Annotated in this window: 19 protein-coding genes and 4 tRNA genes; 8 read left to right on the top strand and 15 right to left on the bottom strand. The window is 71.1% G+C overall.

Annotated features, from left to right (window positions below):
• Positions 1 to 24: 24 nt before the first annotated feature.
• The 8 genes from ACFVH0_RS11755 to ACFVH0_RS11720 all read right to left on the bottom strand — a co-directional run bounded on the left by ACFVH0_RS11755 (position 25) and on the right by ACFVH0_RS11720 (position 3920).
• Positions 25 to 96, bottom strand: a tRNA-Gln gene (locus tag ACFVH0_RS11755).
• A gap of 12 nt (positions 97 to 108) precedes the next feature.
• A tRNA-Glu gene (locus ACFVH0_RS11750) sits at positions 109 to 181 on the bottom strand.
• A gap of 60 nt (positions 182 to 241) precedes the next feature.
• Positions 242 to 314 (bottom strand) — tRNA-Glu (locus ACFVH0_RS11745).
• Between the two features lie 35 nt (positions 315 to 349).
• Positions 350 to 421 (bottom strand) — tRNA-Gln (locus ACFVH0_RS11740).
• Between the two features lie 87 nt (positions 422 to 508).
• Positions 509 to 1228 carry an HAD family hydrolase gene (locus ACFVH0_RS11735; protein WP_385819407.1) on the bottom strand — a complete coding sequence of 240 codons (720 nt, stop codon included), beginning with the start codon at positions 1226 to 1228 and terminating at the stop codon, positions 509 to 511.
• Between the two features lie 99 nt (positions 1229 to 1327).
• Entirely contained in the window at positions 1328 to 2800 is a 1473-nt protein-coding gene (gene gltX, locus ACFVH0_RS11730) for a glutamate--tRNA ligase (RefSeq protein ID WP_385819406.1), read from the bottom strand.
• The gene (locus tag ACFVH0_RS11725; RefSeq protein WP_266688366.1) at positions 2793 to 3569 is read right to left on the bottom strand and encodes a fumarylacetoacetate hydrolase family protein; all 777 of its coding nucleotides are present in this window, start codon (positions 3567 to 3569) and stop codon (positions 2793 to 2795) included. The genes gltX and ACFVH0_RS11725 overlap by 8 nt, the downstream gene beginning before the upstream one ends.
• A gap of 162 nt (positions 3570 to 3731) precedes the next feature.
• Complete coding sequence (locus ACFVH0_RS11720) at positions 3732 to 3920, bottom strand: hypothetical protein (protein WP_385819405.1); 189 nt, start codon at positions 3918 to 3920, stop codon at positions 3732 to 3734.
• Positions 3921 to 4497: 577 nt separating this feature from the next.
• On the opposite strand from ACFVH0_RS11720, the gene ACFVH0_RS11715 reads away from it, so the two are divergent.
• The 8 genes from ACFVH0_RS11715 (at position 4498) to ACFVH0_RS11680 (ending at position 14992) form a co-directional block, all read left to right on the top strand.
• A complete protein-coding gene (locus ACFVH0_RS11715) occupies positions 4498 to 8265 on the top strand; it encodes a nitrate- and nitrite sensing domain-containing protein (RefSeq protein ID WP_385819404.1) in 3768 nt (1255 codons plus the stop codon).
• 9 nt (positions 8266 to 8274) lie between these two features.
• Positions 8275 to 8688, top strand: a complete 414-nt coding sequence (locus ACFVH0_RS11710; RefSeq protein WP_259934900.1) for a roadblock/LC7 domain-containing protein — start codon at positions 8275 to 8277, stop codon at positions 8686 to 8688.
• A gap of 133 nt (positions 8689 to 8821) precedes the next feature.
• Entirely contained in the window at positions 8822 to 9229 is a 408-nt protein-coding gene (locus ACFVH0_RS11705; RefSeq protein ID WP_003966010.1) for a DUF742 domain-containing protein, read from the top strand.
• A complete protein-coding gene (locus ACFVH0_RS11700; RefSeq protein WP_072487286.1) occupies positions 9210 to 9791 on the top strand; it encodes an ATP/GTP-binding protein in 582 nt (193 codons plus the stop codon). The genes ACFVH0_RS11705 and ACFVH0_RS11700 overlap by 20 nt, the downstream gene beginning before the upstream one ends.
• A gap of 347 nt (positions 9792 to 10138) precedes the next feature.
• Positions 10139 to 13309, top strand: a complete 3171-nt coding sequence (locus ACFVH0_RS11695) for a nitrate- and nitrite sensing domain-containing protein (RefSeq protein ID WP_385819403.1) — start codon at positions 10139 to 10141, stop codon at positions 13307 to 13309.
• A gap of 10 nt (positions 13310 to 13319) precedes the next feature.
• Entirely contained in the window at positions 13320 to 13733 is a 414-nt protein-coding gene (locus ACFVH0_RS11690) for a roadblock/LC7 domain-containing protein (protein WP_006127847.1), read from the top strand.
• Between the two features lie 85 nt (positions 13734 to 13818).
• Positions 13819 to 14430 carry a DUF742 domain-containing protein gene (locus tag ACFVH0_RS11685; RefSeq protein WP_385819402.1) on the top strand — a complete coding sequence of 204 codons (612 nt, stop codon included), beginning with the start codon at positions 13819 to 13821 and terminating at the stop codon, positions 14428 to 14430.
• Complete coding sequence (locus ACFVH0_RS11680) at positions 14411 to 14992, top strand: ATP/GTP-binding protein (protein WP_014048542.1); 582 nt, start codon at positions 14411 to 14413, stop codon at positions 14990 to 14992. The genes ACFVH0_RS11685 and ACFVH0_RS11680 overlap by 20 nt, the downstream gene beginning before the upstream one ends.
• A 72-nt stretch (positions 14993 to 15064) precedes the next feature.
• On the opposite strand, the gene ACFVH0_RS11675 is transcribed toward ACFVH0_RS11680, so the two are convergent.
• The 7 genes from ACFVH0_RS11675 to ACFVH0_RS11645 all read right to left on the bottom strand — a co-directional run bounded on the left by ACFVH0_RS11675 (position 15065) and on the right by ACFVH0_RS11645 (position 24434).
• Positions 15065 to 15265, bottom strand: coding sequence for an acyl-CoA carboxylase subunit epsilon (locus ACFVH0_RS11675; protein WP_385819401.1), 201 nt, complete (start codon positions 15263 to 15265; stop codon positions 15065 to 15067).
• Between the two features lie 65 nt (positions 15266 to 15330).
• Positions 15331 to 16914: an acyl-CoA carboxylase subunit beta gene (locus tag ACFVH0_RS11670; RefSeq protein WP_385819400.1), complete on the bottom strand. Its 1584-nt coding sequence runs from the start codon at positions 16912 to 16914 to the stop codon at positions 15331 to 15333.
• Positions 16915 to 17067: 153 nt separating this feature from the next.
• The gene (locus ACFVH0_RS11665) at positions 17068 to 18300 is read right to left on the bottom strand and encodes a carbohydrate ABC transporter substrate-binding protein (RefSeq protein WP_385819399.1); all 1233 of its coding nucleotides are present in this window, start codon (positions 18298 to 18300) and stop codon (positions 17068 to 17070) included.
• The gene (locus ACFVH0_RS11660; protein ID WP_385819398.1) at positions 18297 to 19304 is read right to left on the bottom strand and encodes a hypothetical protein; all 1008 of its coding nucleotides are present in this window, start codon (positions 19302 to 19304) and stop codon (positions 18297 to 18299) included. The genes ACFVH0_RS11665 and ACFVH0_RS11660 overlap by 4 nt, the downstream gene beginning before the upstream one ends.
• Positions 19301 to 20710, bottom strand: a complete 1410-nt coding sequence (locus ACFVH0_RS11655; RefSeq protein WP_385819397.1) for a hypothetical protein — start codon at positions 20708 to 20710, stop codon at positions 19301 to 19303. The genes ACFVH0_RS11660 and ACFVH0_RS11655 overlap by 4 nt, the downstream gene beginning before the upstream one ends.
• Positions 20710 to 23055: a tetratricopeptide repeat protein gene (locus ACFVH0_RS11650; protein WP_385819396.1), complete on the bottom strand. Its 2346-nt coding sequence runs from the start codon at positions 23053 to 23055 to the stop codon at positions 20710 to 20712. The genes ACFVH0_RS11655 and ACFVH0_RS11650 overlap by 1 nt, the downstream gene beginning before the upstream one ends.
• Positions 23052 to 24434: a serine protease gene (locus ACFVH0_RS11645; protein ID WP_385819395.1), complete on the bottom strand. Its 1383-nt coding sequence runs from the start codon at positions 24432 to 24434 to the stop codon at positions 23052 to 23054. The genes ACFVH0_RS11650 and ACFVH0_RS11645 overlap by 4 nt, the downstream gene beginning before the upstream one ends.
• Positions 24435 to 24572: the final 138 nt, after the last annotated feature.

The following is a 24572-nucleotide window of genomic DNA, read 5'->3' as shown; positions in this document are numbered from 1 at the left end:
GATTACTGCTGTTGCATTTCTGCGCTGGGCTACCAGGACTCGAACCTAGAATGACGGTACCAGAAACCGTAGTGTTGCCAATTACACCATAGCCCATGGTGTTACAAGTACCCCCGACCGGATTCGAACCGGCGCTACTGCCGTGAGAGGGCAGCGTGCTAGGCCGCTACACAACGGGGGCCCTAGCGATCCTGCATCGAGAGCGTGGGTGCGACCCAGATGATCTCGCGGGAAGGATCTGTACCCCCGACCGGATTCGAACCGGCGCTACTGCCGTGAGAGGGCAGCGTGCTAGGCCGCTACACAACGGGGGCTTGTTACTACTGATTACTGCTGTTGCATTTCTGCGCTGGGCTACCAGGACTCGAACCTAGAATGACGGTACCAGAAACCGTAGTGTTGCCAATTACACCATAGCCCACCAAAACTCAACCCCCGTGGGGGGCCTTGTTCGGCTTGCGCTTCCCGTTCGGATCTTTCCTCCCGCTCGGGCGGCGCAGGAAGAACATTACCCGAAGGTGTCCGGCGCTCCAAAACGGGTATTGCCCGCCAGCAGTCCGGGCAGCTGATCGAGCCCGCTGATGCGGACCAGTTCGGGCCGCCCACCGCTCCCGCCCCGGTCCAGCCAGATCCCCATCAGCCCGGCGGCGACCGCCCCGGCGGCGTCGATGTCCGGTTCGTTCCCCACGTACGCGACCTCCCCCGGCTCCAGCGCCAGTGCCTCGCAGCCGGCGTGGAAGGCGCCGGCCTCGGGCTTGGAGATGCCCAGTTCCACGGCGCACACCATGGCCTCGAACCGGTCCCGCACCCCGAGCCTGCGCAGCTTCCGGTCCTGGTTCTGGATGCCGGCGTTCGACAGCACCGCATGCCGGAACCCGTCCGCCAGCAGGTCCAGCACCGGCAGCACATCGGGGAAGAGCGCCCACGCGGCCTCGTAATGGGCGATGTGCCGGGCGAACCAGTCGTCGGCCTCGGCATCGTCCAGCGCCCGCGAGAGGAATTCCCTGACGCGTTCCCGGCGCTGCCCCTGGAAGTCCGTCTCCCCGGCGGCGAACCGCGCCCAGTGCACGTCGGTGAGCTCCCGCCATACGACGAGGGCCTGCTCGACGTCCTCGTATCCGTCGGGCAGGCCCTCGTGTTCGAGGTGTTTGTACATGCCGAGGCGGTCGGCGGTGGTGTAGTCGAAGATCGTGTCGTCGATGTCCCAGAGAACCGCGCGGATCGTCATACGGCCCAGCGTAGGTTCCGGCACGGTGGCCGTGAACGGCGCGAAGGGGGCGGCCTCCGGGCGAACCGGTGGCCGCCCCCTTCGGGTGCGGTGCGGGTGTTACGCGGCCAGCTTGGCCAGGGCGGCGTCCACACGGGCCAGCGTCTTCTCGCGGCCCAGGATCTCCAGGGACTCGAAGAGCGGCAGGCCGATGGTGCGGCCGGTGACCGCCACACGGACCGGGGCCTGGGCCTTGCCGAGCTTCAGGCCGTGCTCCTCGCCCGCGGTGAGGATGGCGTTCTTCAGGGCGTCCGCATTCCACTCGGCCTCGGCCAGCTTGGCGCGGGCCGTGGTGAGGAGGGCGTCGGAGCCCTCCTTCATCGCCTTGTTCCAGGACGCCTCGTCCGTCGCCGGCTCGTCGAGGAAGAGGAAGTCGACGTTGGCCGTGATGTCCGAGAGGACCGTCACACGGGTCTGGGCGTGCGGGGCGATCTCGGCGAACTGCTCCGCGTCGAAGGACTCCGGGGCCCACGGCGCGAACGGGGCCTTCAGCCAGGGGCCGCACGCCTCGGTGAACGCCTTCACGTCCATCTTGCGGATGTGCTCGGCGTTGATGTGCTCGCACTTCTTCAGATCGAAGCGCGCCGGGTTGGCGTTGACGTCCGCGATGTCGAACGCGGCCACCATCTCGTCGATGGAGAAGATGTCGCGGTCCTCGGCGATGGACCAGCCCAGCAGGGAGAGGTAGTTGAGCAGCCCCTCGGGCAGGAAGCCGCGCTCGCGGTAGAGGTTGAGCGAGGCCTGCGGGTCGCGCTTGGAGAGCTTCTTGTTGCCCTCGCCCATGACGTACGGCAGGTGGCCGAAGGCCGGGGTGTCCTTGGCGATGCCCAGCTCGATGAGCGCCTTGTACAGGGCGAGCTGGCGCGGGGTGGAGGAGAGCAGGTCCTCGCCGCGCAGGACGTGGGTGATCTCCATCAGCGCGTCGTCGACCGGGTTGACCAGCGTGTAGAGCGGGGCGCCGTTGGCGCGGACGATGCCGTAGTCCGGCACGTTCTCCGGCTGGAAGGTCAGCTCGCCGCGGACCAGGTCGTTGAAGGTGAGCGCCTCGTCGGGCATCCGGAAGCGGACGATGGAGGTGCGGCCCTCGGCCTCGTAGGCGGCGATCTGCTCGGCCGTGAGGTCGCGGCAGTGGCCGTCGTAGCCGGACGGCTTGCCGGCGGCGCGGGCGGCGTCGCGGCGGGCGTCGAGCTCCTCGGTGGTGCAGTAGCAGTGGTATGCGTACCCGCCCGCCAGGAGCTTCTCGGCGACGTCCTTGTAGATGTCCATGCGCTGCGACTGGCGGTACGGGGCGTGCGGGCCGCCGACCTCGGGGCCCTCGTCCCAGTCGAAGCCGAGCCAGCGCATCGAGTCGAGGAGCTGGTTGTAGGAGTCCTCGGAGTCGCGGGCCGCGTCGGTGTCCTCGATGCGGAAGACCAGGGTGCCGCCGTGGTGCCGGGCGAAGGCCCAGTTGAACAGGGCGGTGCGGACCAGGCCCACATGGGGGTTACCGGTCGGGGAGGGACAGAAACGTACGCGGACAGGTGCGTTAACCACGCTTGATCACCTTGTTGGTGAGAGTGCCGATGCCTTCGATGGTGACGGCGACCTCGTCGCCGACATGGAGGGGTCCGACCCCCGCGGGAGTGCCGGTGAGGATCACGTCGCCCGGGAGCAGCGTCATGGCTTCCGTGATGTGGACGACCAGATCCTCGATCGAGCGGATCATGTCGCTCGTACGGCCCAGTTGGCGTTGCTCGCCGTTGACCGTCGCCTGAATGGTGAGGTCGTGGGGGTCGAGGTCGGTCTCCACCCAGGGGCCGAGCGGGCAGGAGGTGTCGAAGCCCTTGGCCCGGGCCCACTGCTTCTCGCGCTTCTGGGCGTCGCGGGCGGTGACGTCATTGGCGCAGGTGTAGCCGAAGATGACGTCCTTCACGCGCTCGCGCGGAACTTCCCGGCACATGCGGCCGATGACCACGGCCAGTTCGGCCTCGTGGTGGAGTTCGTCGGAGAAGGAGGGGTACTCGATGGCGTCGCCGGAGCCGATCACCGAGGTGGTGGGCTTGAAGAAGGCGACGGGTACGTCCGGTACCTCGTTGCCCAGCTCCTTGGCGTGCTCCGCGTAGTTGCGGCCGATGGCCACGACCTTGTTGGGGAGCACGGGGGGCAGGAGGCGGACCTTGCTCAGCGGGACCTTGGTGCCGGAGAGCTCGAACTCGGCGTACGGGATGCCCTTGATGATGTCGAGGACGAGACCATCGGGCCCCTCGCCCTCGACGGCGCCGAAGGCGACATTGCCGTCGATGGAGAACCTGGCGATGCGCACGGGATGCTGTCGCCCCTCACTTGCTGGCTGAAGACTGACGCTCCAGGCTAACGCGTCGCCCGTCGGGACCTGCCCCGATTACCGGGCGGCGCGAGCGAGAGCCTGTCGGGTGACCTCCGGTCGGAGGTCGGCCGACAGGCTCCGAGGGGGACGGCGTCCGGGCTACTCCGGGACGGCGGCGGTGACCGGGGCTTCCATCAGGATGGTGCGCCGGGGGTTGGCCGTCTGGGCGGGCAGGTCCACGGCGTGCTCCGGCTGCTCCGGCGTCCGCGGTCCGTCGGCGTCCTTGAGGTGCGCCAGCGTGGTGCGCCGGGGGTTGGCAATGTTGCGGAACATCATCGTCGTCTTCATCTGCCGCTCGGACCCTGTCGGTTCGGGCGCCGCCCGAAGGGGCGCCGGTTGTCGGATTTGCCATCCCTGTAAAGCGTCAGGCTAAACATCCGATTCCCTCCGGAAGCCCGGAAGAGACGACGATCATCATGTGAGTTTGCTCACGACCGGACAGACAATTCCCCCATTCCGGGCGGCCCATCGAGTCGACAGAAACGGACATTACGTAACTGAATCAGCCATTCCGCTCCTGATCATGTCGACTGGGACACCCCTTACCCTTCGCCGATTCGCCCGTAATCATCTGTTTCATCCATGATCACGCTGCACGGCTTGTTACTCAGTCATCACAACGCGTCACCCCTGTCACGGCCCGGCCTTGGGCCCTTGTTGGAGATCCGGCACTGTGCTGGAATTCCACGCACCGCCGCGGGTTTCAAGCCGGCGCGCAGGGGGCGCAACGGAGCGCCGAGTGGCGGCGGGAAGGGGAAGGACGCCGGTCACTCACGACCACCATGGGGCGGGTACAACGCCCCACGACGCCGACACCGTCCTACCGCCCAGCGGCGGGACGCCTGGTCCAGAGGTTGCGACGCTAGTGCAGGGACGTTTCAAGAGGGATGGCAGCGCTGCGGCGGAGCAGGAGCCGCACGGCGGGACCGACCGCGGCTCCTCGGCCCAGCACGCCCAGAACCCCGGGCCTGCCGCGGCCGGTGACAGTGGCGACCGCGCCCAGCGCCCCGGTGCCGCGGCGAGCGGCGACACGGATCCGAGCGCGTCGGCCAAGTCCCGGGGGCCCGTCAGCACCGGTTCCCGAGTCGCCCTTCGCAACTGGCGCATCAGCACCCGCCTGGTCTCCCTGCTCGCCCTCCCCGTGGTCGCGGCGACCACGCTGGGTGGTCTGCGGATCAACGAGTCCATGAACGACATCCAGCAGCTGGACCACATGCAGCTGCTGACCCGGATGACCAAGCAGGCGACCTCGCTGGCCCAGGCACTCCAGGAGGAGCGCGACCGTTCGGCCGGTCCGCTGGCCAACGGGGTGAAGGCCGACGACTTCAAGGTCACCGAGCCCCGCAAGAAGACCGACCGGGCGAAGACGGCCTTCCTCGACGCGACGACCTCGATCGGCGACCCCTCCGGCGACGAGGCCCTGGAGGGTATCTACTCCAGCGTCACCCAGATCGCGAGCCAGCTGGCCGAGATCCGCGACATCCGCAAGACGGCGTACGGCAAGGGCACCCCGAGTCTCCAGACCGTCGACCAGTACAGCCAGCTGATCACCTCGCTGCTGAGCCTCTCGCAGGACATGGCGCAGGCGACCAGCAACTCGGAGATGATCAAGCGGACCCGGGCGCTGGCGGCCTTCTCCTCCGCCAAGGAGTACGCCTCGGTCCAGCGGGCGATCATCGCCGCGGCCCTGCCCGGCGGCAACGACAAGCAGCCGCACCTCGACGAGAACGACAAGCAGTTCGGCCGCGCCGCGCTGCGCAAGGAAGGCTCGGCGCTCCGCTCCTTCAAGGCCGTGTACACGGCCACCGGCAACAACGCCGACGAGCTGACCGCCACGCTGGACGAGGGCAACCCGGAGATCAAGGCGGCCAACACCTACGCGAAGAAGGTGCTGGACAGCCCCTCGGGCATGACCGGCACCGCGCGCCGCTCCTACCTGGACTGGTACGACCAGAGCTCCACCAAGATCCAGGCCATGAAGACCATCGAGGAGACCCTCCTCAGCGACATGGAGGGCAAGGCCCGCGAGCTCCGCGACGAGTCGAAGCGCGAAGCGATCATCAGCGGTGCGCTCATCCTGCTGGTGCTCGGCGTCTCGCTGGTCGGTGCCTTCGTCGTCGCCCGGTCGATGATCCGCTCGCTGCGCCGCCTCCAGGACACCGCTACGCGCGTTGCTCAGGACCGTCTGCCCGAGCTCGTCAAGCAGCTCTCCGAGGCCGACCCGCAGGACGTGGACACCTCGGTCGAGTCGGTCGGTGTGCACTCCCGGGACGAGATCGGCAAGGTGGCCGCGGCCTTCGACGACGTGCACCGCGAGGCCGTCCGTCTGGCCGCCGAGCAGGCCCTTCTGCGGGGCAACGTCAACGCGATGTTCACCAACCTCTCGCGCCGCAGCCAGGGCCTCATCCAGCGTCAGCTCTCGCTCATCTCCGAACTGGAGTCGCGCGAGGCCGACCCTGACCAGCTCTCCTCGCTCTTCAAGCTCGACCACCTCGCGACCCGTATGCGCCGGAACGGCGAGAACCTCCTCGTCCTCGCGGGCGAGGAGCCGGGCCGCCGGTGGACCCGCCCCGTCCCGCTGGTCGACGTGCTCCGTGCCGCCGCCTCCGAGGTGGAGCAGTACGAGCGCATCGAACTGGCGGCGGTGCCCGCCACCGAGGTCGCCGGCCGCGTGGTCAACGACCTCGTCCACCTGCTCGCGGAGCTGCTGGAGAACGCCACGTCGTTCTCCTCGCCGCAGACAAAGGTCCGGGTCACGGGTCACGCGCTGCCCGACGGGCGGGTGCTGGTCGAGATCCACGACACCGGCATCGGCCTCTCCCCCGAGGACCTCGCCGCGATCAACGAGCGGCTCGCCTCGCCGCCCACCGTGGACGTCTCGGTCTCCCGTCGCATGGGTCTGTTCGTGGTCGGCCGGCTGTCGCTGCGTCACGGCATCCGGATCCAGCTGCGGCCCTCCGACTCCGGTGGCACGACCGCGCTGGTCATGCTGCCCGTGGATGTCGCGCACGGCGGCAAGCAGCCGGTTCCCAAGCAGGCACCGGGGCAGCAGTCCGGCGCCCCCGGCGGTCTGCTCGCCGGTGGCGGCGCGGGCAACGGCTCCCGTCCCGGCCTCGGCGGTCCGCCCTCGGGCCCGGCCGGGCGTCTCGCCTCGGGTCCGGGCGCCTCGCGCGGCCAGGTCGGTGCGGGCTCCGCGCCGCGTGCCGCGCTGCCCTCCCGCGACGGCGGCCCCCGCCACCAGGCGGCCCAGCAGGGCCAGCAGAACGCCGGATTCCAGTCCGCCGGGCTGTCCGGCACCGGTCCGCAGGACGGTTCCCGCCCGGAGCCGCAGCGTCACGGCGGCGGCCTCGCCGGTGCCTTCGGCAACGGCGCCCGTCTCGGTGCCCGCGGCCAGGGCGACGGACCGGGCCGTACGGACTCGGGCCGCCCCGACCTGTTCAGCCAGAACCGTCCGGAGCAGAACCGCCAGTTCCCGGACCGCCAGGACCAGAACGGCTCGCAGGGCAACGGCCCCGCCCCGTGGCAGCAGCCCTCCCAGCAGCAGCCGCAGCAGGCCCGGCAGAACCCGGTCGGCCAGGGCGGCTTCCAGCAGCCCGGCGGGCAGGACGAGCCCGGCCGTCAGCTGCCCCCGGTCGGCGGCCCGCGTGCCGAGCTGCCCGGCGGCAATCCGCAGCCGCAGCGTCCGCAGACCACCAGCTGGGGCACCGGGGAGCCGTCCGCGCCGCGGCAGACTCCGCTGGACGCCCCGCGCGGTCACGAGGACCCCGAGTCCACCGGCCAGTTCCAGCGGCCGGTGAACCCGCCGCTCACGCCGCGGATGCCCATGGACGACCGGCAGGGCCCCGGCTCCACCGCCGAGTTCGCCCGCCCGGACTTCTCGGCCCCGGCCCCGCAGCCGTACGGCTCGCAGGACCGGTCCGGCCAGGACCCGGCGAGCACCGGGCAGTTCGCCCGCCCCGACTTCGGGCAGCAGCAGCCCGCCCGGTCCCAGGACCAGGGGCTGCCGGCGCCGCGTCAGCGCGGCAGGGACGACGAGGACTTCGGTGCCCCGCGTCCGCCCGCCGCACCCGGCGGTGACGCGCAGTACCGTCCGGTCCTGCCCTCGCAGCCGCAGCCCGAGGCGCTGCCTCCGGCGGCCGGCCCCGGGGACGGTCGTACGCCGCTGTACGACACCCTGGAGACGAACTGGTTCCACGGCCCGCAGCAGGGCGGCGGCCAGCAGCCGCCCGCCGAGCCGCAGGCACCCTCGCCCGACCACCAGCAGCAGCCGGCCCCGGAGCCCTCCGCTCCCGCGGCGCCGCGTCGCCCCGTGGGCGACACGGGCAGCACCACAAGTTCCTGGCGCCCCTCGCCGAACGACGAACTCGTACGGCAGGCGGAGCGGGTCAAGAAGCCCGCGGCAGGCGGAGTCACCACTTCCGGACTGCCGCGCCGAGTGCCTCGTGCCAACCTGGTGCCGGGCACCGCTCAGCAGCAGAACCATCAGTCCGGTCCTCAGGTGTCACGTGCCCCCGATGATGTACGAGGGCGGTTGACCAATCTCCGCCGGGGCATCCAGCAAGGGCGGCAGGCCAACAACAGCCAGTCGACCGGCAGTTTCCCACTCGGCCCCACTCACCAGCAGGAGCGTTAGTTGAGCCCGATGAGTCAGGCCGCGCAGAATCTGAACTGGTTGATCACCAACTTCGTGGACAACACCCCAGGGGTGTCGCACACGGTGGTGGTCTCCGCCGACGGACTCCTGCTGGCCATGTCCGAAGGATTCCCCCGTGACCGTGCCGACCAGCTGGCGGCCGTCGCCTCCGGGCTGACCTCGCTGACCGCGGGCGCCTCCCGGATCTTCGAAGGCGGCGCCGTCAGCCAGACCGTGGTGGAGATGGAACGCGGGTTCCTCTTCCTGATGTCCATCTCGGACGGCTCCTCACTGGCCGTTCTCGCCCACCCGGACGCCGACATCGGTCTGGTCGGGTACGAGATGGCCCTGCTGGTCGACCGTGCGGGCAGTGTCCTCACCCCCGACCTCCGCGCCGAGCTCCAGGGCAGCCTGCTCCACTAGGCGGCCCTGGATCGATGACAGACTCGATTGCCCCAGGTAATGCCCTCATCCCTCGCCCGTCCGGCCGCTTAGAGCCCCCCACCGGCCCCTTCAGACGGCAAGCCGACGTACTGCTGTCACGCCCGGAGGATTCATGACCCCGCCACCCGCCTCACCCGATCCGTACGGCGCACTGCATCACGCGTCGTACGACGGTGAAGGCGACCAGCCACTGGTCCGCCCGTACGCCATGACCGGTGGCCGGACCCGGCCTCGCTACCAGCTCGCCATAGAGGCGCTGGTCTCCACCACGGCCGACCCCGCGCATCTGGGGACGCTGCTCCCCGAGCACCAGCGGATCTGCCACCTCTGCCGTGAGGTCAAGTCGGTGGCCGAGGTCTCGGCGCTGCTGTCGATGCCGCTCGGTGTGGCCCGGATTCTCGTCGCGGACCTGGCGGAAGCCGGCATGGTGGCCATCCACCAGCCGGGCAATGGAGAGGCCGGCGGCGCGCCGGATGTGACACTGCTCGAAAGGGTGCTCAGTGGACTTCGCAAGCTCTAGTGGCGGTGCGGCCCGGGCCACCACCTCGGCGAAGATCGTGGTGGCCGGGGGCTTCGGCGTGGGCAAGACCACGTTCGTCGGTGCCGTCTCGGAGATCAACCCGTTGCGTACGGAGGCCGTGATGACGTCCGCGTCCGCGGGCATCGACGACCTCACGCACACCGGGGGCAAGACGACGACGACCGTCGCCATGGACTTCGGCCGTATCACCCTGGACCAGGACCTGATCCTGTACCTCTTCGGTACGCCCGGTCAGGACCGCTTCTGGTTCATGTGGGACGACCTGGTCCGCGGCGCCATCGGAGCCGTCGTCCTCGTCGACACCCGCCGCCTCGCCGACTGCTTCCCCGCCGTCGACTACTTCGAGAACAGCGGCCTGCCGTTCGTCATCGCCCTCAACGGCTTCGACGGACACCAGCCCTACACCCCCGACGAAGTGCGCGAAGCTCTCCAGATCGGCCCGGACACCCCGATCATCACGACGGACGCGCGGCACCGCGCGGACGCCAAGAGCGGTCTGATCACGCTCGTGGAGCACGCCCTCATGGCCCGGCTCAAGTAAGCACAAGTCGGTATTGCCATACGGTAGTTACCGTAGTCGGACGGGGGTGGACTGTGTCCTTTGACACGATCCACCCCCGTATTCATAACGTTTCGAAAGAGAATTGCCCCGCGTTCGACACCCGACGCATCCGTATGGTGCCACTGCGCTCACATGAGCCCCGCCTTTTGACGGGGCTCGTTCTTTATGCCCGTTTTATCTGAGGTCTGCGCCACTCGGAATGACAGGTTCCGACTGTTTGGAACGCGACCGGTCCCCGTGCTGGAATTCGACGAACTCCCGAGTAGTACGGCCCTGAACGAAATACGGCACAACGTTGGTGCCGACGCCGAGAGGTTGTTGGTCGAGTGAGGCGAGGCAACGCGGACTCCACGGCGCAGCAGGAGCGGGGCAACTTCACCCCGCCACCGCGCGCCGCGGCGTCCTTTGCGGACGCGTCCGGTACGGCGGTGCCCGACGGCGGCACCAGCCGGCTGTCGCCGCGCAACTGGCGGGTGCCCACCCGGCTGAACGCGATTCTCCTGATCCCCGTCCTGGTCGGCCTGGTCATGGGCGGATTCCAGGTGAAGGGGTCGGTCGACACCTGGCGCGAGGCCCAGGACGCCGAGAAGACCGCGCTGATCGTGCGCGCCGCCGCCGAGTACGGCCAGGCGCTGCTGAACGAGCGCGACCTCACCGCCCAGCCCCTGCTGTCCAACAAGCGGGATGCCGACATCATCGCGGAGGCGCGGGCCACCACCGACGCGGCCGCCGACAAGTTCGACGCGGCCGTGAAGGGCATGCCCAAGAAGCAGGGCCTGGAGCGGCGCCTCCAGCTCCTCCGGCTGGAGGAGCCCACCCTTCCCGGGCTGCGCAAGGCCGCCTTCGCCGAGGCCATGGACCCGGTGAAGACGGAGGAGGGCTACGTCAAGGTCCAGCACTCGCTGATGGAGTTCAGCAACGAGCTGGGGCTCGGCACCGGCAACATCACCAGCTACGGCCGTACGGTGTACGCGATCGAGCTCGCCAAGGCTGCAGAATCGCTTCAGCGCTCCATCGGCATGCACCTGCTGGTGCGTCCGAGCCAGGAGACCGCCAAGTTCGACGCCCAGGTCAAGGCCTTCGGCTCGTACAACTACCTGGAGCAGATCGCGCTCGGCGAGTTCGTCTCCGGCGGTACGGAGGCCGACGCGGCCCGGCTGAAGGAGGTCATGTCCGCCAAGGCGGACGAGGGCGCGCGGGAGCTGAAGCAGTCCAAGGAGGAGGCCGCCGCGGCGGGAACCCCGTTCGTCGCCCCGCCCAGTATCGACGGCTCGGTCTTCGACGGCATGGCCCAGCAGATCGGGCAGGGCAAGTCGCCCGAGAAGCTGGCCGCGAAGGGCATCACGCCGGAGACCTGGATGGCGGCCGCCACCGCCAAGTTCGACGGCTACACCACGGTCCAGGACGAGCTCGTCGACAAGGCGGTGGCCGAGGCCGCGGACATCTCGTCCAGCGCCAGGACCGATGCCTTCGTCAACGCCGCGGTCGTGATCGTCGCCCTGCTGGCCGCCTTCGTGCTGGCCGGGCTCATGGCCCGGCAGATGAGCCGCTCGATGCGCCGGCTGCGTACCGCCGCCTTCGGGATAGCCGAGCAGCGGCTGCCGATGCTGGTCGACCAGCTCTCCCGGGCCGAGCCGGGCCGGGTGGACACCCGTGTCCAGCCGATCCCGATCCACAGCCGCGACGAGATCGGCGAGGTCGCCCGCGCCTTCGACCAGGTGCACCGCGAGGCGGTCCGGCTGGCGGCCGAGCAGGCCATGCTGCGGGGCAACGTCAACGCGATCTTCACCAATCTCTCGCGCCGCAACCAGTCGCTGATCGAGGGCCAGCTGACCCTCATCACCGACCTGGAGAACAACGAGGCCGACCCGGACCAGCTGGAGAACCTCTTCCGGCTGGACCACCTGGCCACCCGCATGCGCCGCAACGGCGAGAACCTCCTGGTCCTGGCCGGCGAGGAGCCGGGCCGCCGCTGGAACCAGCCGGTCCCGCTGGTCGACGTGCTCCGCGCCGCCGCCTCCGAGGTGGAGTCGTACGAACGCATCGAGCTCGCCGGGGTGCCCGAGACCGAGATCCACGGCCAGTCGGTCACCGACCTCGTGCACCTGCTGGCCGAGCTGCTGGAGAACGCCACCACGTTCTCCTCGCCGCAGACCAAGGTGCGGGTCACCGCGACCCGGCTGCCCGACAGCCGCGTCATGATCGAGATCCACGACAAGGGCATCGGCCTCACCGCCGAGGACTTCGCCGACATCAACCACAAGCTGGCCAACCCCCCGACCGTGGACGCCGCGGTGTCGCAGCGGATGGGGCTGTTCGTGGTCGGCCGGCTCTCCGACCGGCACGGCATCCGGGTCCAGCTGCGCCCTTCGGGCGAGCAGGCCGGAACCACCTCCCTGGTCATGCTGCCGGACGCGATCACCCACGGCGGCGGTGGCGAACCGTCCGCCGCGGGCGACGACTTCACCGTCTCCTCGATCATTCCGGAGCAGCAGAGCTTCGAACAGCAGCCGCACATGCGCACAGCGGCGGAGCTGGGCTTCGACGACTCGCGCTACGAGCAGCCCCCGGCACAGCTGGACCCGGTGGGCCGTTCGCTGATGCGTGAGGAGCGCCGGGCGGCGCTGGAGGCGCAGACGGCGGGCGAGCACCCGCAGTTCGCGCAGGACCCGTACGCCGACGGCGGATACGCCGACGGCGGGTACGCCGGGAACGGCTACGGCCAGGAGCCGCAGCAGGGCCTGCGGCAGGAGCAGTACGAACAGGCTCCGTACCAGGGCGGCTACGAGACCTACCCCGCCGACGACGCGGGCATCGCCCAACAGCCCGAGCAGGCTCTGCCCGGTGGCTATGCGGAGGGCGGATACGCGGCCGGTGAGGCCCAGCAGCCGTCCTACGAGGAGCAGTTCGCTCCCCGGCACCACCAGGATGGCTGGCCGGACCAGGGCGCCTACCAGGGCGCGTACGAGCCCTCGGCGCCGGCGGAAGCGGAATCCGTCCCGAGCGCCCCCGCCGAGCCGCAGGAGCGCGTAGGCTTCGACCGTCCGGGGCCCACGCCCGACTCCGGTCACGAGCTGACCGAAGCCGGTCTGCCGCGCCGGGGCGGTCAGCAGCACTGGCAGCCCACCGGCCGCGGGAACAGCCGGCCCGTCGCCGCGCAGCAGCAGCCGCAGCAGGAGGAACAGCCGCAGCCGTCGCCCGCGCAGCAGGACGGCAACGGCTCCGACGACTGGCGCTCGGCCAACGACGAGCGCTGGGAGCGGGCCGAGAAGCTCCGGGAGCCGAAGGCGGGCGGGATCACCCCGTCCGGACTCCCCCGGCGGGTGCCCAAGGCCAATCTGGTCGAGGGCACGGCCGAGCAGACCTTGCAGGGCGGCCCTCAGGTTTCCCGTGCCCCCGAGGACGTCCGCGGCAGGTTGAGCAACCTGCGGCGGGGCGTGCTTCGGGGACGCAGCGCGGGTTCGGACGACAGTAATACCTACAACCAGGAGCGTTAGTGTGAGCCCGATGAGCCAGGCGGCGCAGAATCTGAACTGGTTGATCACCAACTTCGTGGACAACACCCCAGGGGTGTCGCACACGGTGGTGGTCTCCGCCGACGGACTCCTGCTGGCCATGTCCGAGGGATTCCCCCGTGACCGTGCCGACCAGCTGGCGGCCGTCGCCTCCGGGCTGACCTCGCTGACCGCGGGCGCCTCGCGGATCTTCGAGGGCGGCGCGGTGAATCAGACAGTTGTGGAGATGGAGCGCGGATTCCTCTTCATCATGTCCATTTCCGACGGATCATCGCTTGCCGTACTTGCACATCCGGACGCCGATATCGGTCTGGTTGGGTACGAAATGGCTCTTCTCGTCGACCGTGCCGGCAGTGTCCTCACCCCGGACCTCCGTGCTGAACTGCAGGGAAGTCTTCTTAACTAGTAGACAGACAGTGCGTTTCGCGCCACCGGGCCATAAGGTGCGGTGGCGCGGCCCACTGAGACCGGGACCGGCAGGAGGAGGAATCGTGGACACACCGACAGGCGGGCACCAGTACGACGGTGGCCGACAGGTACCGGGTGAGCACGGCGACAACCGGTTCAACTTCCCCTCCGCACCCAGCGGTCAGGGCGCCCAGCAGCCGTACCGGCCGCAGCAGCCGCCGCGGCCGCCGCACGACGCCCAGCAGGGCTCCGGGTGGCCCGCACAGCGTCCGCACCGCTACGACGCGCCCCGGACGCCCCGTATCCAGCCGGTTCAGCCGCGGCAGACCCCCGAGCCTGCCGCGCCCGCCGCGCACAACCCGCTGGTTCGTCCGTACGCCATGACCGGCGGCCGGACCCGACCGCGCTACCAACTCGCCATTGAGGCGTTGGTCAGTACCACGGCTGATCCGTCCCGGCTGCAAGGGCAGTTGCCCGAGCACCAGCGGATCTGCCGGCTGTGCTTCGAGATCAAGTCGGTCGCCGAGATTTCGGCGCTGCTCTCGATCCCGCTCGGCGTTGCCCGGATCCTCGTAGCCGACCTGGCAGAGGCCGGACTCGTCGCTATCCATCAGCCCGGCGGCGACGAGTCCGCCGGCGGCCAGCCAGATGTGACACTGCTCGAAAGGGTGCTCAGTGGACTTCGCAAGCTCTAGCGGCGGAGCAGCCCGCTCCACTACCTCGGCGAAGATCGTGGTGGCAGGGGGCTTCGGCGTGGGTAAGACCACGTTCGTCGGTGCCGTCTCGGAGATCAATCCGCTGCGCACCGAAGCCGTGATGACGTCCGCTTCCGCGGGCATCGACGACCTGACGCACACCGGGGACAAGACCACCACGACGGTGGCGATGGACTTCGGTCGTATCACCCTGGACCAGGACCTGATCCTGTACCTCTTCGGTACGCCCGGTCAGGACCGTTTCTGGTTCATGTGGGACGACCTGGTCCGCGGCGCCATCGGAGCCGTCGTCCTCGTCGACACCCGCCGCCTCGCCGACTGCTTCCCCGCAGTCGACTACTTCGAGAACAGCGGCCTGCCGTTCGTCATCGCCCTCAACGGCTTCGACGGACACCAGCCCTACACCCCCGACGAGGTCCGTGAAGCCCTCCAGATCGGCCCGGACACGCCGATCCTGACGACGGACGCACGGCACCGCGCGGACGCCAAGAGCGCGCTGATCACGCTCGTCGAGCACGCCCTCATGGCACGCCTGCGGTAGGGCCCCGGTCCGGACGTACGGAAAGGGCCCCGCACTCCCGAAGGAGTGCGGGGCCCTTTCGCGCGTTGTCCGTCAGCCCTGCCAGGAGTGCGGGGCCCGGAAGCCCGGCGTGCGCTCCAGGCGGCGCCATCCGGCGGTGCTGCGGCCCCGGCGGGCGGGGGCGGCGGGCTGGGCCGCGGCGCGGGCGAGCAGGACCGCGGTTATCGCGGCCAGTTCCTCGGGGTCGGCAAGGCCCTTCTCGACGCGCAGCACGGACTCGGCAGCAGTGCTCATGGGTTGTTTCTCCGTCTTCTCGGCAGTTCTTCGCGGGCTCGGCAGGGGTGCTGCGCGGGTGCGTGCTACTGCGGGGGGTTGCCGTGCTTGCGGGACGGCAGGTCGGCGTGCTTGGAACGGAGCATGGCGAGCGAGGCGATCAGTACCTCGCGGGTCTCGGCGGGGTCGATGACGTCGTCGACCAGGCCGCGCTCGGCTGCGTAGTACGGATGCATCAGTTCCGCCTTGTACTCCTTGACCATGCGCTTCCGCATGGCTTCCGGGTCCTCGGCGTCGGCGATCTGCCGGCGGAAGATGACGTTGGCGGCACCCTCGGCGCCCATCACCGCGATCTCGTTGGTCGGCCAGGCGTAGGTCAGATCCGCTCCGATGGACTGGCTGTCCATCACGATGTACGCACCGCCGTACGCCTTGCGCAGGATCAGCGAGATCCTCGGCACCGTGGCGTTGCAGTACGCGTAGAGCAGCTTCGCACCGTGCCGAATGATTCCACCGTGCTCCTGATCGACCCCGGGCAGAAAGCCGGGTACGTCCAAAAGAGTGATGATGGGGATGTTGAATGCATCACACATCTGGACGAAGCGGGCCGCCTTCTCGGAGGCTTCGATGTCCAGTACGCCGGCGAGGGTCTGCGGCTGGTTGGCGACGATGCCGACGACCTGGCCGTCCATCCGGGCCAGGGCGCAGACGATGTTGCGGGCCCAGCGCTCGTGGATCTCCAGGTAGTCGCCGTCGTCGACGAGCTCCTCGATGACCTTGTGCATGTCGTACGGGCGGTTGCCGTCGGCCGGGACCAGGTCCAGCAGGACGTCGCCGCGCCGGTCGGCGGGGTCGTCGCTCTCGGCGGTGGGCGGGTTCTCGCGGTTGTTGGAGGGCAGCATCCCGATCAGGTAGCGGACCTCGGCGATGCAGGTCTCCTCGTCGTCGTACGCGAAGTGCGCGACGCCCGAGGTCTCCGCGTGCACGTCCGCGCCGCCCAGCCCGTTCTGGGTGATCTCCTCACCGGTGACCGCCTTCACGACGTCCGGTCCGGTGATGAACATCTGCGAGGTCTCGCGGACCATGAACACGAAGTCGGTCAGCGCGGGGCTGTAGGCCGCGCCGCCCGCGCACGGGCCGAGCATCACGCTGATCTGCGGGATCACGCCAGAGGCCCGGGTGTTGCGCTGGAAGATCCCGCCGTAACCGGCGAGCGCGGAGACGCCCTCCTGGATACGGGCGCCGGCGCCGTCGTTCAGGGAGACCAGCGGGGCACCGGCCGAGATGGCCATGTCCATGATCTTGTGGATCTTCGTGGCGTGGGCCTCGCCCAGCGCACCGCCGAAGATCCGGAAGTCGTGCGCGTACACGAAGACCGTGCGGCCGTCGACCGTGCCCCAGCCGGTGATGACACCGTCGGTGTACGGCTTCTTCTCCTCCAGGCCGAAGCCCGTCGCCCGGTGCCGGCGCAGCTGCTCGACCTCCTTGAACGAACCCTCGTCCAGCAGCAGCCCGATCCGCTCGCGCGCGGTCAGCTTGCCCTTGGCGTGCTGCGCCTCGGTCGCCCGGTCACTCGGTCCGCGACGGGCCTGCTCGCGCAGTGCCAGCAGTTCGGCCACCCGGCCACGGGTGTCGCTCGGCTCGCCCGGGGTTTCGTCCACAACGGTCATGTACCGACCCTACGAAGCCCGGCAAGCAAACCCTGCCGTCGACTCCGTACAGTCTCCTGACCGGTTTCCTGGCGGAGCCCGACAGAATCCGGGGGGCATGCAGGCGATGTACCAGCCAGTACGGGGCAGTCTTTGTGCGAGTCCGACAAAGTCCTACTGTGGTCTGCTGCACACCCCGGTCAGCCTCGGAGTATGGGCCGGTTGGGCGTTCTGGACCCGCTGGACGTCGTCCAGCCGGTCCCGCACCGGGGCCCCGGGGTGAGCCATGGTCAGCAGCACCGCCTCGTAGAAGGCGTCCCGCACGGCGGCGGGCATCACATCGGAGGCGTCCAGGCAGAGCGGCACCCGCTGGTCGGTGAGACGGCCGCTGATCCGCTTCTCGACCGTGCCCTTCCGGGCGGGCACATCGGAGTCCGGCGAGAATACCCCGGCCCTGCGGCCCCACTCCTCCTGCGCCGGGCGCGAGGTGAGCCGGGTGAGCAGGTCGCGGGCCTGTGCGGAGCCGCCGAAGAGCGCGGCGAAGTCGGCGGACACCTCGCGGCCCTTGAGCGTCGGGCCCGAGGGCAGCAGCCGCGCGGAGTCCGTGAAGGCGGCCCGCCCGCTGCGCTCCCCGTAGAAGGAGCGGGCGAAGGAGCCCTGGTGCTCCAGGTCGCAGCCGCCGTCGAAGAGCAGTCCGTGGCCGCCGGGCCGGCCCCGGTGGTCGCGGCGCATCGACCGCCCGTCGGCATCGGGGTCCTGGGCCAGCAGTCCGGCCCACAGGCTCCAGGCGTTGACCACCGGACCGTCCGTCCACTTCAGGGCCCCGGTCGCCCATCGCTCGTACAGCACCGGGCCCGCCGTCTGCAGGATCAGGTCCTCGATCCAGTCGCTGCCCGGCCAGCCCGAGGCGCCGTCGTCGCCCATGCCGATGCACCAGGAGGCCAGCGGTGCGGGGTGGGCGGGCGGCGGGCTGTCCTTGCGGTACCAGACGATGCTCTTGAGGTCGGTCTTGAGCGGCACCCAGAGGTCGGCCTCTATCCCTCTGGCCTCCGGCTGCCAGGGCCTGCCGTACTTCGCGGCGGTGCCCCTTGCGCCCAGCGGATACAGCCGCTGCTCCGCGGCGTACTCGACGAGGTCCCCGACGCCCGGCAGGATCGCGATGTCGGGCGGGTCGCCCGCCTGCACCGCGGCGAGCAGGACCTCCCGGCTGGCGGCCGTGCCCTGGTAGGTGTACGGGGTGCCCAGGGTGTCCAGGACCGCCTTGAACTGCTTCTCCTGGTTGTCGGTCCACGGCCCGAGGATCGTCACCCTCGGCTGTTCGTCGCCGCCGGGTGCGGCGAGCCCGCAGCCCGCCGCGGCCAGCGCCAGGCACAGCAGGAGCAGAGCGGCTCGGGCGGGCGCCATCATCCGGTCCTCCAGTAGTCGGCGTTCAGGTGCCGGCCGATGCCGACGGCGGGCAGCAGCACGATCAGGGCGCCGGCCGCGAGCGCCCCGTAGTACATGCCGCTCTGCCAGTCCTGGGCGGCCAGCCCGGCGCGCACCCGGGTCGCGGTGTCGGTGACGGCCTGCTGGGATCCGGCCAGATCGGCGTGGTCCCCGGCCTGTTGTTCGATCCGGACCAGCCCGTCGCGGGCCGTGCCCAGCCGGTCCTGGGTCTCGCTCGTCGCGATCAGCGGGCCCGTCGCCAGGAAGACGACGGCCAGCAGCGAGACCAGCAGGCACAGGTCGAGGCTGTGCCCGCAGCGGGTGCGCAGCACCCACAGCGCGGAGAGCGTGATCAGGATCATGGCCAGCAGGCCGAGTTCGGCGACCACCCAGCCCGACCACTGCGCGGGGCTCATCGTGCTGAGGGTGTCGACCCTGGCCATCTGGTGCCCCTGGAGGACGTCCAGCCGCGGCACCACCCCGGTGCCCTCGCGGGTGAGCAGCGTCTCGGCCTCCTCGAACTTCTCCTGCTGCATCAGGGGGTCCGTCACGTACTTCACCGCGCCGGGGGTGATGGAGCTGCTGTACGAGGTGAGCACCCCGTTCACCGTTTCGAGCACCCCGCGGCCGCGGTCCCCGTCGATCTGTACGTCGGAGAGCCGGGACAGGCCCTGGTCGGCGGCGGCGAGCTGGTTCTCGTACCGCGCACCGGCGCCGACCACATCGGCGATGCCGTTGTCCACGGATGTTACGGCCTCCGTGTGGGCGCGCAGCAGGGCGAGCTGGGTGGCGGCCACTCCCTGCACGGCCGGGGCGCCGCGGGTGCGCATCTCGCCCGCCGAGATCTGGACCTCGCGGTACGAGACGAGCAGGGCGCTCATCGAGACCACGGCGGCCACCAGCATCGCGGCCAGGTGGCGCTCCAGCAGCCGCCGGGTCCGGGAGCGGTAGGCGCTCCCGGCGGGTCCGTCCGTTCCGGCGCTCACAGCCGCCTCCCGCAGTCGATGCAGAACCCGGCCGCGGGCCCGGCCGGATGGTCGCAGTGCGGGCAGCGGATGCCCGGCCCGGGTGCCGGGAGTCCGGGCAGTTCCACCGGATGCCCGGAGGCGATGCTCAGCAGCCCCTGGCGGACGGTGCCCGGGTCGACGGTCGCCCCGATCCTGACCCGCCCCTGCGGGCCGTCCACGATCCGGGCGACCTTGCGGACCTCGTCCAGCACCCAGTCGGCGGCGATCTCGGTGGCGAGCCGGACGGCGAGTCCGAGCTGCGCCTCGGCCCGCTCGCGGCTGTCCAGGTCGAGGGCGGCGTACCCGTGGTTGAGGGCGGTCCGCATCTGGGTGGAGACGTTCATGGTGTGGATGTTGCGGCCGACCGCGCCGGAGATGCGTGCGGTGGCCGCGGCGGTGCCCGCCGGCAGCCAGCGGAGCACGACCGGTTCGACGGCGCCGCCGACGGCGACCTCGGCGAGCTGGAGGGGCACGCCCAGTGGGTCGTTGCTCGCGTCGGCCCGCAGGGTGAGGAGGTAGTCGCGGGACTCCGGCTGCCACTGGTGGGTGCGGAACTCCAGCCGGTGCGGATCGTCCCGGACCCGGTCCGGCTCCAGCCGCTGCTGGAGCGGCGCGGTCTCGGTCAGCGTCACTTCCCGCACCGCCGGGCGCACGGTCACCTCGATGGGGAGTTCGGGGCTGCGGATCCGGCGCAGCCTGCCCAGGGCGGTGGCCATGGCGGGGGCGAAGGCATCGGGCGAGGACGTGGCGGTGCCGTGCAGCCGTTCCGCGACGGCGAGCAGCGGGGCAGGATCCCAGCCCGCTCCGGGTGCGATGACGTCGGCGGTGAACGTGCCTTCGCTGCGGGCGAGTTCGAGGCTCAGGGCGCTGTCCGGGCGGGCCGCGTCGTCGCCGTCGCCCCGGCTGCCGCCGTCGGTGATGAGGATCAGGTGCCTTACGGGCAGGGCGCGTTCGGCGAAGAGTTCGCGCGCCCTGGCCAGCCAGGTGGTGTATCCGGCCGGTGCCTGTCCCTCGGCGGACGCGGCGATCCGGCCGACGCTGAACGCGGCCTGGCGCCGGTCGTCGGGGCCGGCCAGCGCCCACCGGCCGCGCAGCGGGTAGCACTGCTCGGCGCCGCCGCCCAGCACGGTGTACGAGAGCCCGTCGGGCAGTGCGCCCACCGTCCCGGTCAGCGCGGCGACGGCCGCGTCACGGCGCCCGGCGCTCACGTCCACCGCGACGACCAGCGCGATGTCGGCGGCGGGCACCCGGTCGCGGGGCCCGGCGGCGACCGCCCGGACCCGCACATGGGCGTCGATCCGGGCGTCCTGGTCCGGCCGCTGCTTCTTAGCTACCTGGACGGTGAGGTCGATCCCGAGTCCGGGCGTCGCGGCGGTGCGGGCCATCAGCTGCCTCCGGGGGTACGGCGTCGGGGCGGGAACCAGAAGCGGGTCTGCGGGCGGACGGCGTGCGAGAGGTCGATGAGCTTCTCGTGGTCGGCGATGTCCCTGCACTGCCGGGCCATCCAGCGGTAGCAGCCCGCCAGTTCCTCCCGTACGGCCCGCTCGCCGGGCGCCGGGGCCGGGGGCAGTCCGCGCCGCCACCAGCGGTCGTCGGGGTGCGGGCCGCCGGCCGCGGCCCGGACCGCGTCGAGCTTCCACTCGTAGAGTTCGGTGCGCAGCAGCCGGGCCGATTCGTCGCCCGTGACCACGGACGCCGGATGCCGTCCCGGCCCGCCCTCGCGCAGCGGCACCGCGGCGAGCACGGCGTCGATCCGCCGCGTCCCGGGCAGCGGCCGCCCGCCCGCCGTGAGCCGGGCCGCCCGGATGCGCAGCGCGGCGATCCGGGCGACGGTGTGGTCGCGCGACTCGTCCGGCACCAGGTCCAGGACCTCGGCGGCGGTGTCCCGGTCGCCGCGTTCCAGGGCCAGCCTGGCCAGGCCCAGCGCGGCGCCGACGTGGGAGGGGTTGCGGGCGTGCACGGCCCGGAAGAGTTCGTACGCCGACGGGATCGGACCGGCCGGGCGGTCCGGGCCGAGCTGCTCCGCGACGTAGGCCAGGGCCAGCTTCGCGGCGTACTCGCCGGGCAGCGCGCGGTGGACGGCGGCGAAGTGTTCCAGGGCGGCCTCCAGCAGCTGCCGCCGGTCGTCCAGGACCTCCGCACTGCGCAGCGCGACCAGTCCCCAGTGCCAGCTGAGCCGCCACTGCCGCACCGGGCCGGGGCCGGGAATGGAGTTCGCCGCCTCCACCTGTTCGCGCGCCCGGGCCAGCGCCTCGCCGCCCTCCCGGCCGAGCAGCAGCCGGGCGTTGTGCAGGCAGATCTCCACCGACCGTTCGCCCTCGGCGGGCTGGGCCAGCAGTCGGCCGGGGTCGTAGCTGCTCACCAGGAACCGGGCGGCCTCCGGGTCTCCCGGGTAGGGCCGGGGCACCGGCAGCCGCCGGGCGATCTCGGTGGGGGTGGGGAGCCCGGTGTCCAGGGCGGGTGCTCGGGGTGTCCGGTCGCGGCGGTGCGGGGTGCGGTCCAGCCAGTGGGCGTAGTCGGGTACGGAGCCCAGTCGCCCGCCGAGCAGTTCGGTGGACGGGGTGAAGTAGGCGGAGGGTTCGGTGCGGTCCCGTTTGCCGCGCAGCGCCCGGATCTCGCGCAGCACTCCGCGCAGCTGGCCCGCCATCTCCTCGGCGTCGGCGAACCGGCGCTCGGGGTCCTGGTCCGTCGCCCGCTCGACCGCCAGCCGGAAGGAGCTGATGCCGAGGCCGGGCACGTCGTCGCCGACCGCCCAGCCCGCCAGTTCGGCCAGGGTCGCGCCGACCGTGTGGATGTCGTGGGCGACGGTCAGCGGGCTGCCGCTGACCATCTCGGGCGCGGCGTACCTGGGGGTGATGACGGGCGGTGGTTCGGTGGATCCCTGTTTGCGGACGCCGCCGAGGTCGATGACCTTCACGCCGTCGTGCTGGTGGACGACGTTGGAGGGTTTCATGTCCCCGTACAGGAATCCCATGCCGTGCAGATGGGCGAGGGCTTCGAGGATCTGGCAGCCGTAGGTGATGACGTGCTCGATGTCGAGGACGAAGTGGCCCTGCCGGGTCGCCTCGACGACGGCGGAGAGGGTCCGGTCGCCGACGTCCTGCATCACGATGTAGCCGCCGGAGACCGTGCCGTCGGCGCTGCCGGTGCTGACGAAGTCCCGGATCTGGACGATGCGTTCGTGCCGGATGGCGACGAGGCTGCGGCGCTCCTCGGCGGCCTGGGCGGCGCCGCGTTCCGCGTACCGGTTCAGCATTCCCTTCACGGCGACGAGGTCTTCGAGGTGGGTGTCGCGGGCGAGGTAGACCCAGCCCTGGCCGCCGTGGGCGATGGGCCCGAGGATGCGGTACTGGTCCTGGAGCAGCGGCCCGTCCCGGTCGAGTTCGGGGCGGTAGGAGTACGGGGCGCCGCATCGGGGGCAGTGGCCCTCGTCGGGCGGCGGGGCGGCGGTGAACGGGGCGACGAAGTAGGTGGCGCAGGACTTGGACGAGCAGCTCATCCGGACGTGTGCCCGGGTGACGGCGGCGCTCAGCCGCTGGTCGGGGGTGCTCGGGTCGAGCGGCGGCAGCTCCAGCAGTCCTCTGGGGCCGCATCTGTCGGGGGCGGTGGGCAGCGGCGGCAGTCCCGGGCCGTCCTCGGAGCGGCCGCAGGTGTCGCAGTAGCCGGTGGGCCGCACGGCGCCGTCGCAGGGGGCTCCGGTGAACCTGCGGTGCGGGCAGGGGATCCTCATCGGCGACCGGTCCGGCCCTGCTCGCCGCGCGGTCCGGGTACGTCCGCCCGGCCGTGCCGTTCGAGTTCCGCCCGGAGTTCACGCAGCAGGGCGCGCAGGGCGTTGAGCCGGTCGCGCGGGTCGGCCACGGTGCGCAGTTGTGCCAGTTGCCGCCGGTGGCGGGACGCCTCGGTGCGCGGCACGGGCCCCAGGGAGGCCGATTCCACCAGGCCGCTCAGTCCGGCCCATTCCCTCTCGATGTCCTCGACGCGGCCGACCAGTTCGGCGGCCCGCTCGTCGAGGGCCGGTAAGAGCAACTGCCGTGCCACCTCCGTCACTTCGTCCCCGCCGGTGTTCCGCACGACGACGAGCAGCCGGAAGCCGAGCGTCCGTACCCGGGCGAGCAGGGGCACCAGGCGGTGTGGCTGCCGGTCCTCGTCGAGGCCGATCACGGCGAGGGTGGGTCCGGCGCCCCCCCTCGCGCCGCCCGCCGGCCGTTCGGGCGGGGTGCCACCCGTGAGGAGCCAGTCGCGGTAGGCCCGGGCCTGGTGGCGGGGCGTCCGCAGCCTGGTCACCAGTTCGGCGACGAAGTCCTCGGGGGTGGTGCGGCCTCCCCGGTAGACGAGGTGGGCGCGGTGCAGATGGTGTCCGAGGGTGCGGTCGCGGCCGCCTCCGTGCGGTACGACGCTGAAGCGCACCGCGGGCTCGTCGCCTCCGGCGAACCATCGTCGCAGCCGCCGGTCCAGCCCCTGGTCCCAGCCGTCCGGTCCGCTCAACTCGGCGACCAGTGGCACGAGTTCGGCGATCCGGTCGACCGGGATCATGTACGAGAACGCCAGGTCGTTGTCGGTGGGCAGCGCCAGATCGCGGTCGCCGCGCCAGCTGACGACCATCCCGACGACCCGCTCGGGCGATCCGGCCGTCTCGCCGCGCACCTGCACGGCGGCTCCGCTGAACCCCGGTTTCACCACCTGCTCGTTGCGTCCGGCGTCCAGCTGGATCCAGGCGCCGTGCACCCCGCCGATCCGCCCGGTCAGCCACATCCCGTCGGCGAAGGACCGCGCGTATCCGCCGATCCACACCTCACGGCCGCGCTCCAGGCTCCGGTCGAGCGTCGCGGGGGTGGCGTGCGGGCGCGGGCTGTCCAGGGCGAGTACGGCGATGTCCTCGCGGGTGGCGCCGAGACCGGGCAGCCAGCCGCCGTCGGCCACCCGCGCCCCGACCGGGGCGATGGCGGGGTTCTCGGCGAACTCCACCCAGATCCGGGCGTCCGCCTCCCCCACCACGTGCGCGCAGGTGAGTGCCCGGTCCTGGGTGAGCAGCACACCGGCACCGCAGACCGGCCCGTCCGCGGCGCCCCGCCGCAGCCGCAGCCGCCAGTCCGCCCTCAACTCCCCCATGCCGCACGAGAATACGCGCGCTGCGGGGGCCGCTCCCAGTCCTCGGACACACTCCGGTCACTCAATGTCCATCCGGTGTCACGGAGTGGGGGCCGCCACCGCACGCGTGATGCGGGACGGGTCGGCCCTCAGGCGTAC

Origin of the sequence: Streptomyces sp. NPDC127117 (assembly GCF_042677325.1) — a bacterium.
Taxonomy (GTDB): Bacteria; Actinomycetota; Actinomycetes; order Streptomycetales; family Streptomycetaceae; genus Streptomyces.
The sequence above is the reverse complement of the archived record's forward strand: the minus strand, read 5'-3'. Positions and strand labels throughout refer to the sequence as shown.

What these genes read in the sequence shown, in the direction of transcription:
- ACFVH0_RS11645 (WP_385819395.1), bottom strand. Translation starts at nt 24,434, where the DNA reads ATGGGGGAGTTGAGGGCGGACTGGCGGCTGCGGCTGCGGCGGGGCGCC.
- ACFVH0_RS11670 (WP_385819400.1), bottom strand. Translation starts at nt 16,914, where the DNA reads ATGACCGTTGTGGACGAAACCCCGGGCGAGCCGAGCGACACCCGTGGC.
- ACFVH0_RS11705 (WP_003966010.1), top strand. Translation starts at nt 8,822, where the DNA reads ATGACCCCGCCACCCGCCTCACCCGATCCGTACGGCGCACTGCATCAC.
- ACFVH0_RS11710 (WP_259934900.1), top strand. Translation starts at nt 8,275, where the DNA reads ATGAGTCAGGCCGCGCAGAATCTGAACTGGTTGATCACCAACTTCGTG.
- ACFVH0_RS11690 (WP_006127847.1), top strand. Translation starts at nt 13,320, where the DNA reads ATGAGCCAGGCGGCGCAGAATCTGAACTGGTTGATCACCAACTTCGTG.
- ACFVH0_RS11675 (WP_385819401.1), bottom strand. Translation starts at nt 15,265, where the DNA reads ATGAGCACTGCTGCCGAGTCCGTGCTGCGCGTCGAGAAGGGCCTTGCC.
- ACFVH0_RS11665 (WP_385819399.1), bottom strand. Translation starts at nt 18,300, where the DNA reads ATGATGGCGCCCGCCCGAGCCGCTCTGCTCCTGCTGTGCCTGGCGCTG.
- ACFVH0_RS11655 (WP_385819397.1), bottom strand. Translation starts at nt 20,710, where the DNA reads ATGGCCCGCACCGCCGCGACGCCCGGACTCGGGATCGACCTCACCGTC.
- ACFVH0_RS11735 (WP_385819407.1), bottom strand. Translation starts at nt 1,228, where the DNA reads ATGACGATCCGCGCGGTTCTCTGGGACATCGACGACACGATCTTCGAC.
- ACFVH0_RS11720 (WP_385819405.1), bottom strand. Translation starts at nt 3,920, where the DNA reads ATGAAGACGACGATGATGTTCCGCAACATTGCCAACCCCCGGCGCACC.
- ACFVH0_RS11650 (WP_385819396.1), bottom strand. Translation starts at nt 23,055, where the DNA reads ATGAGGATCCCCTGCCCGCACCGCAGGTTCACCGGAGCCCCCTGCGAC.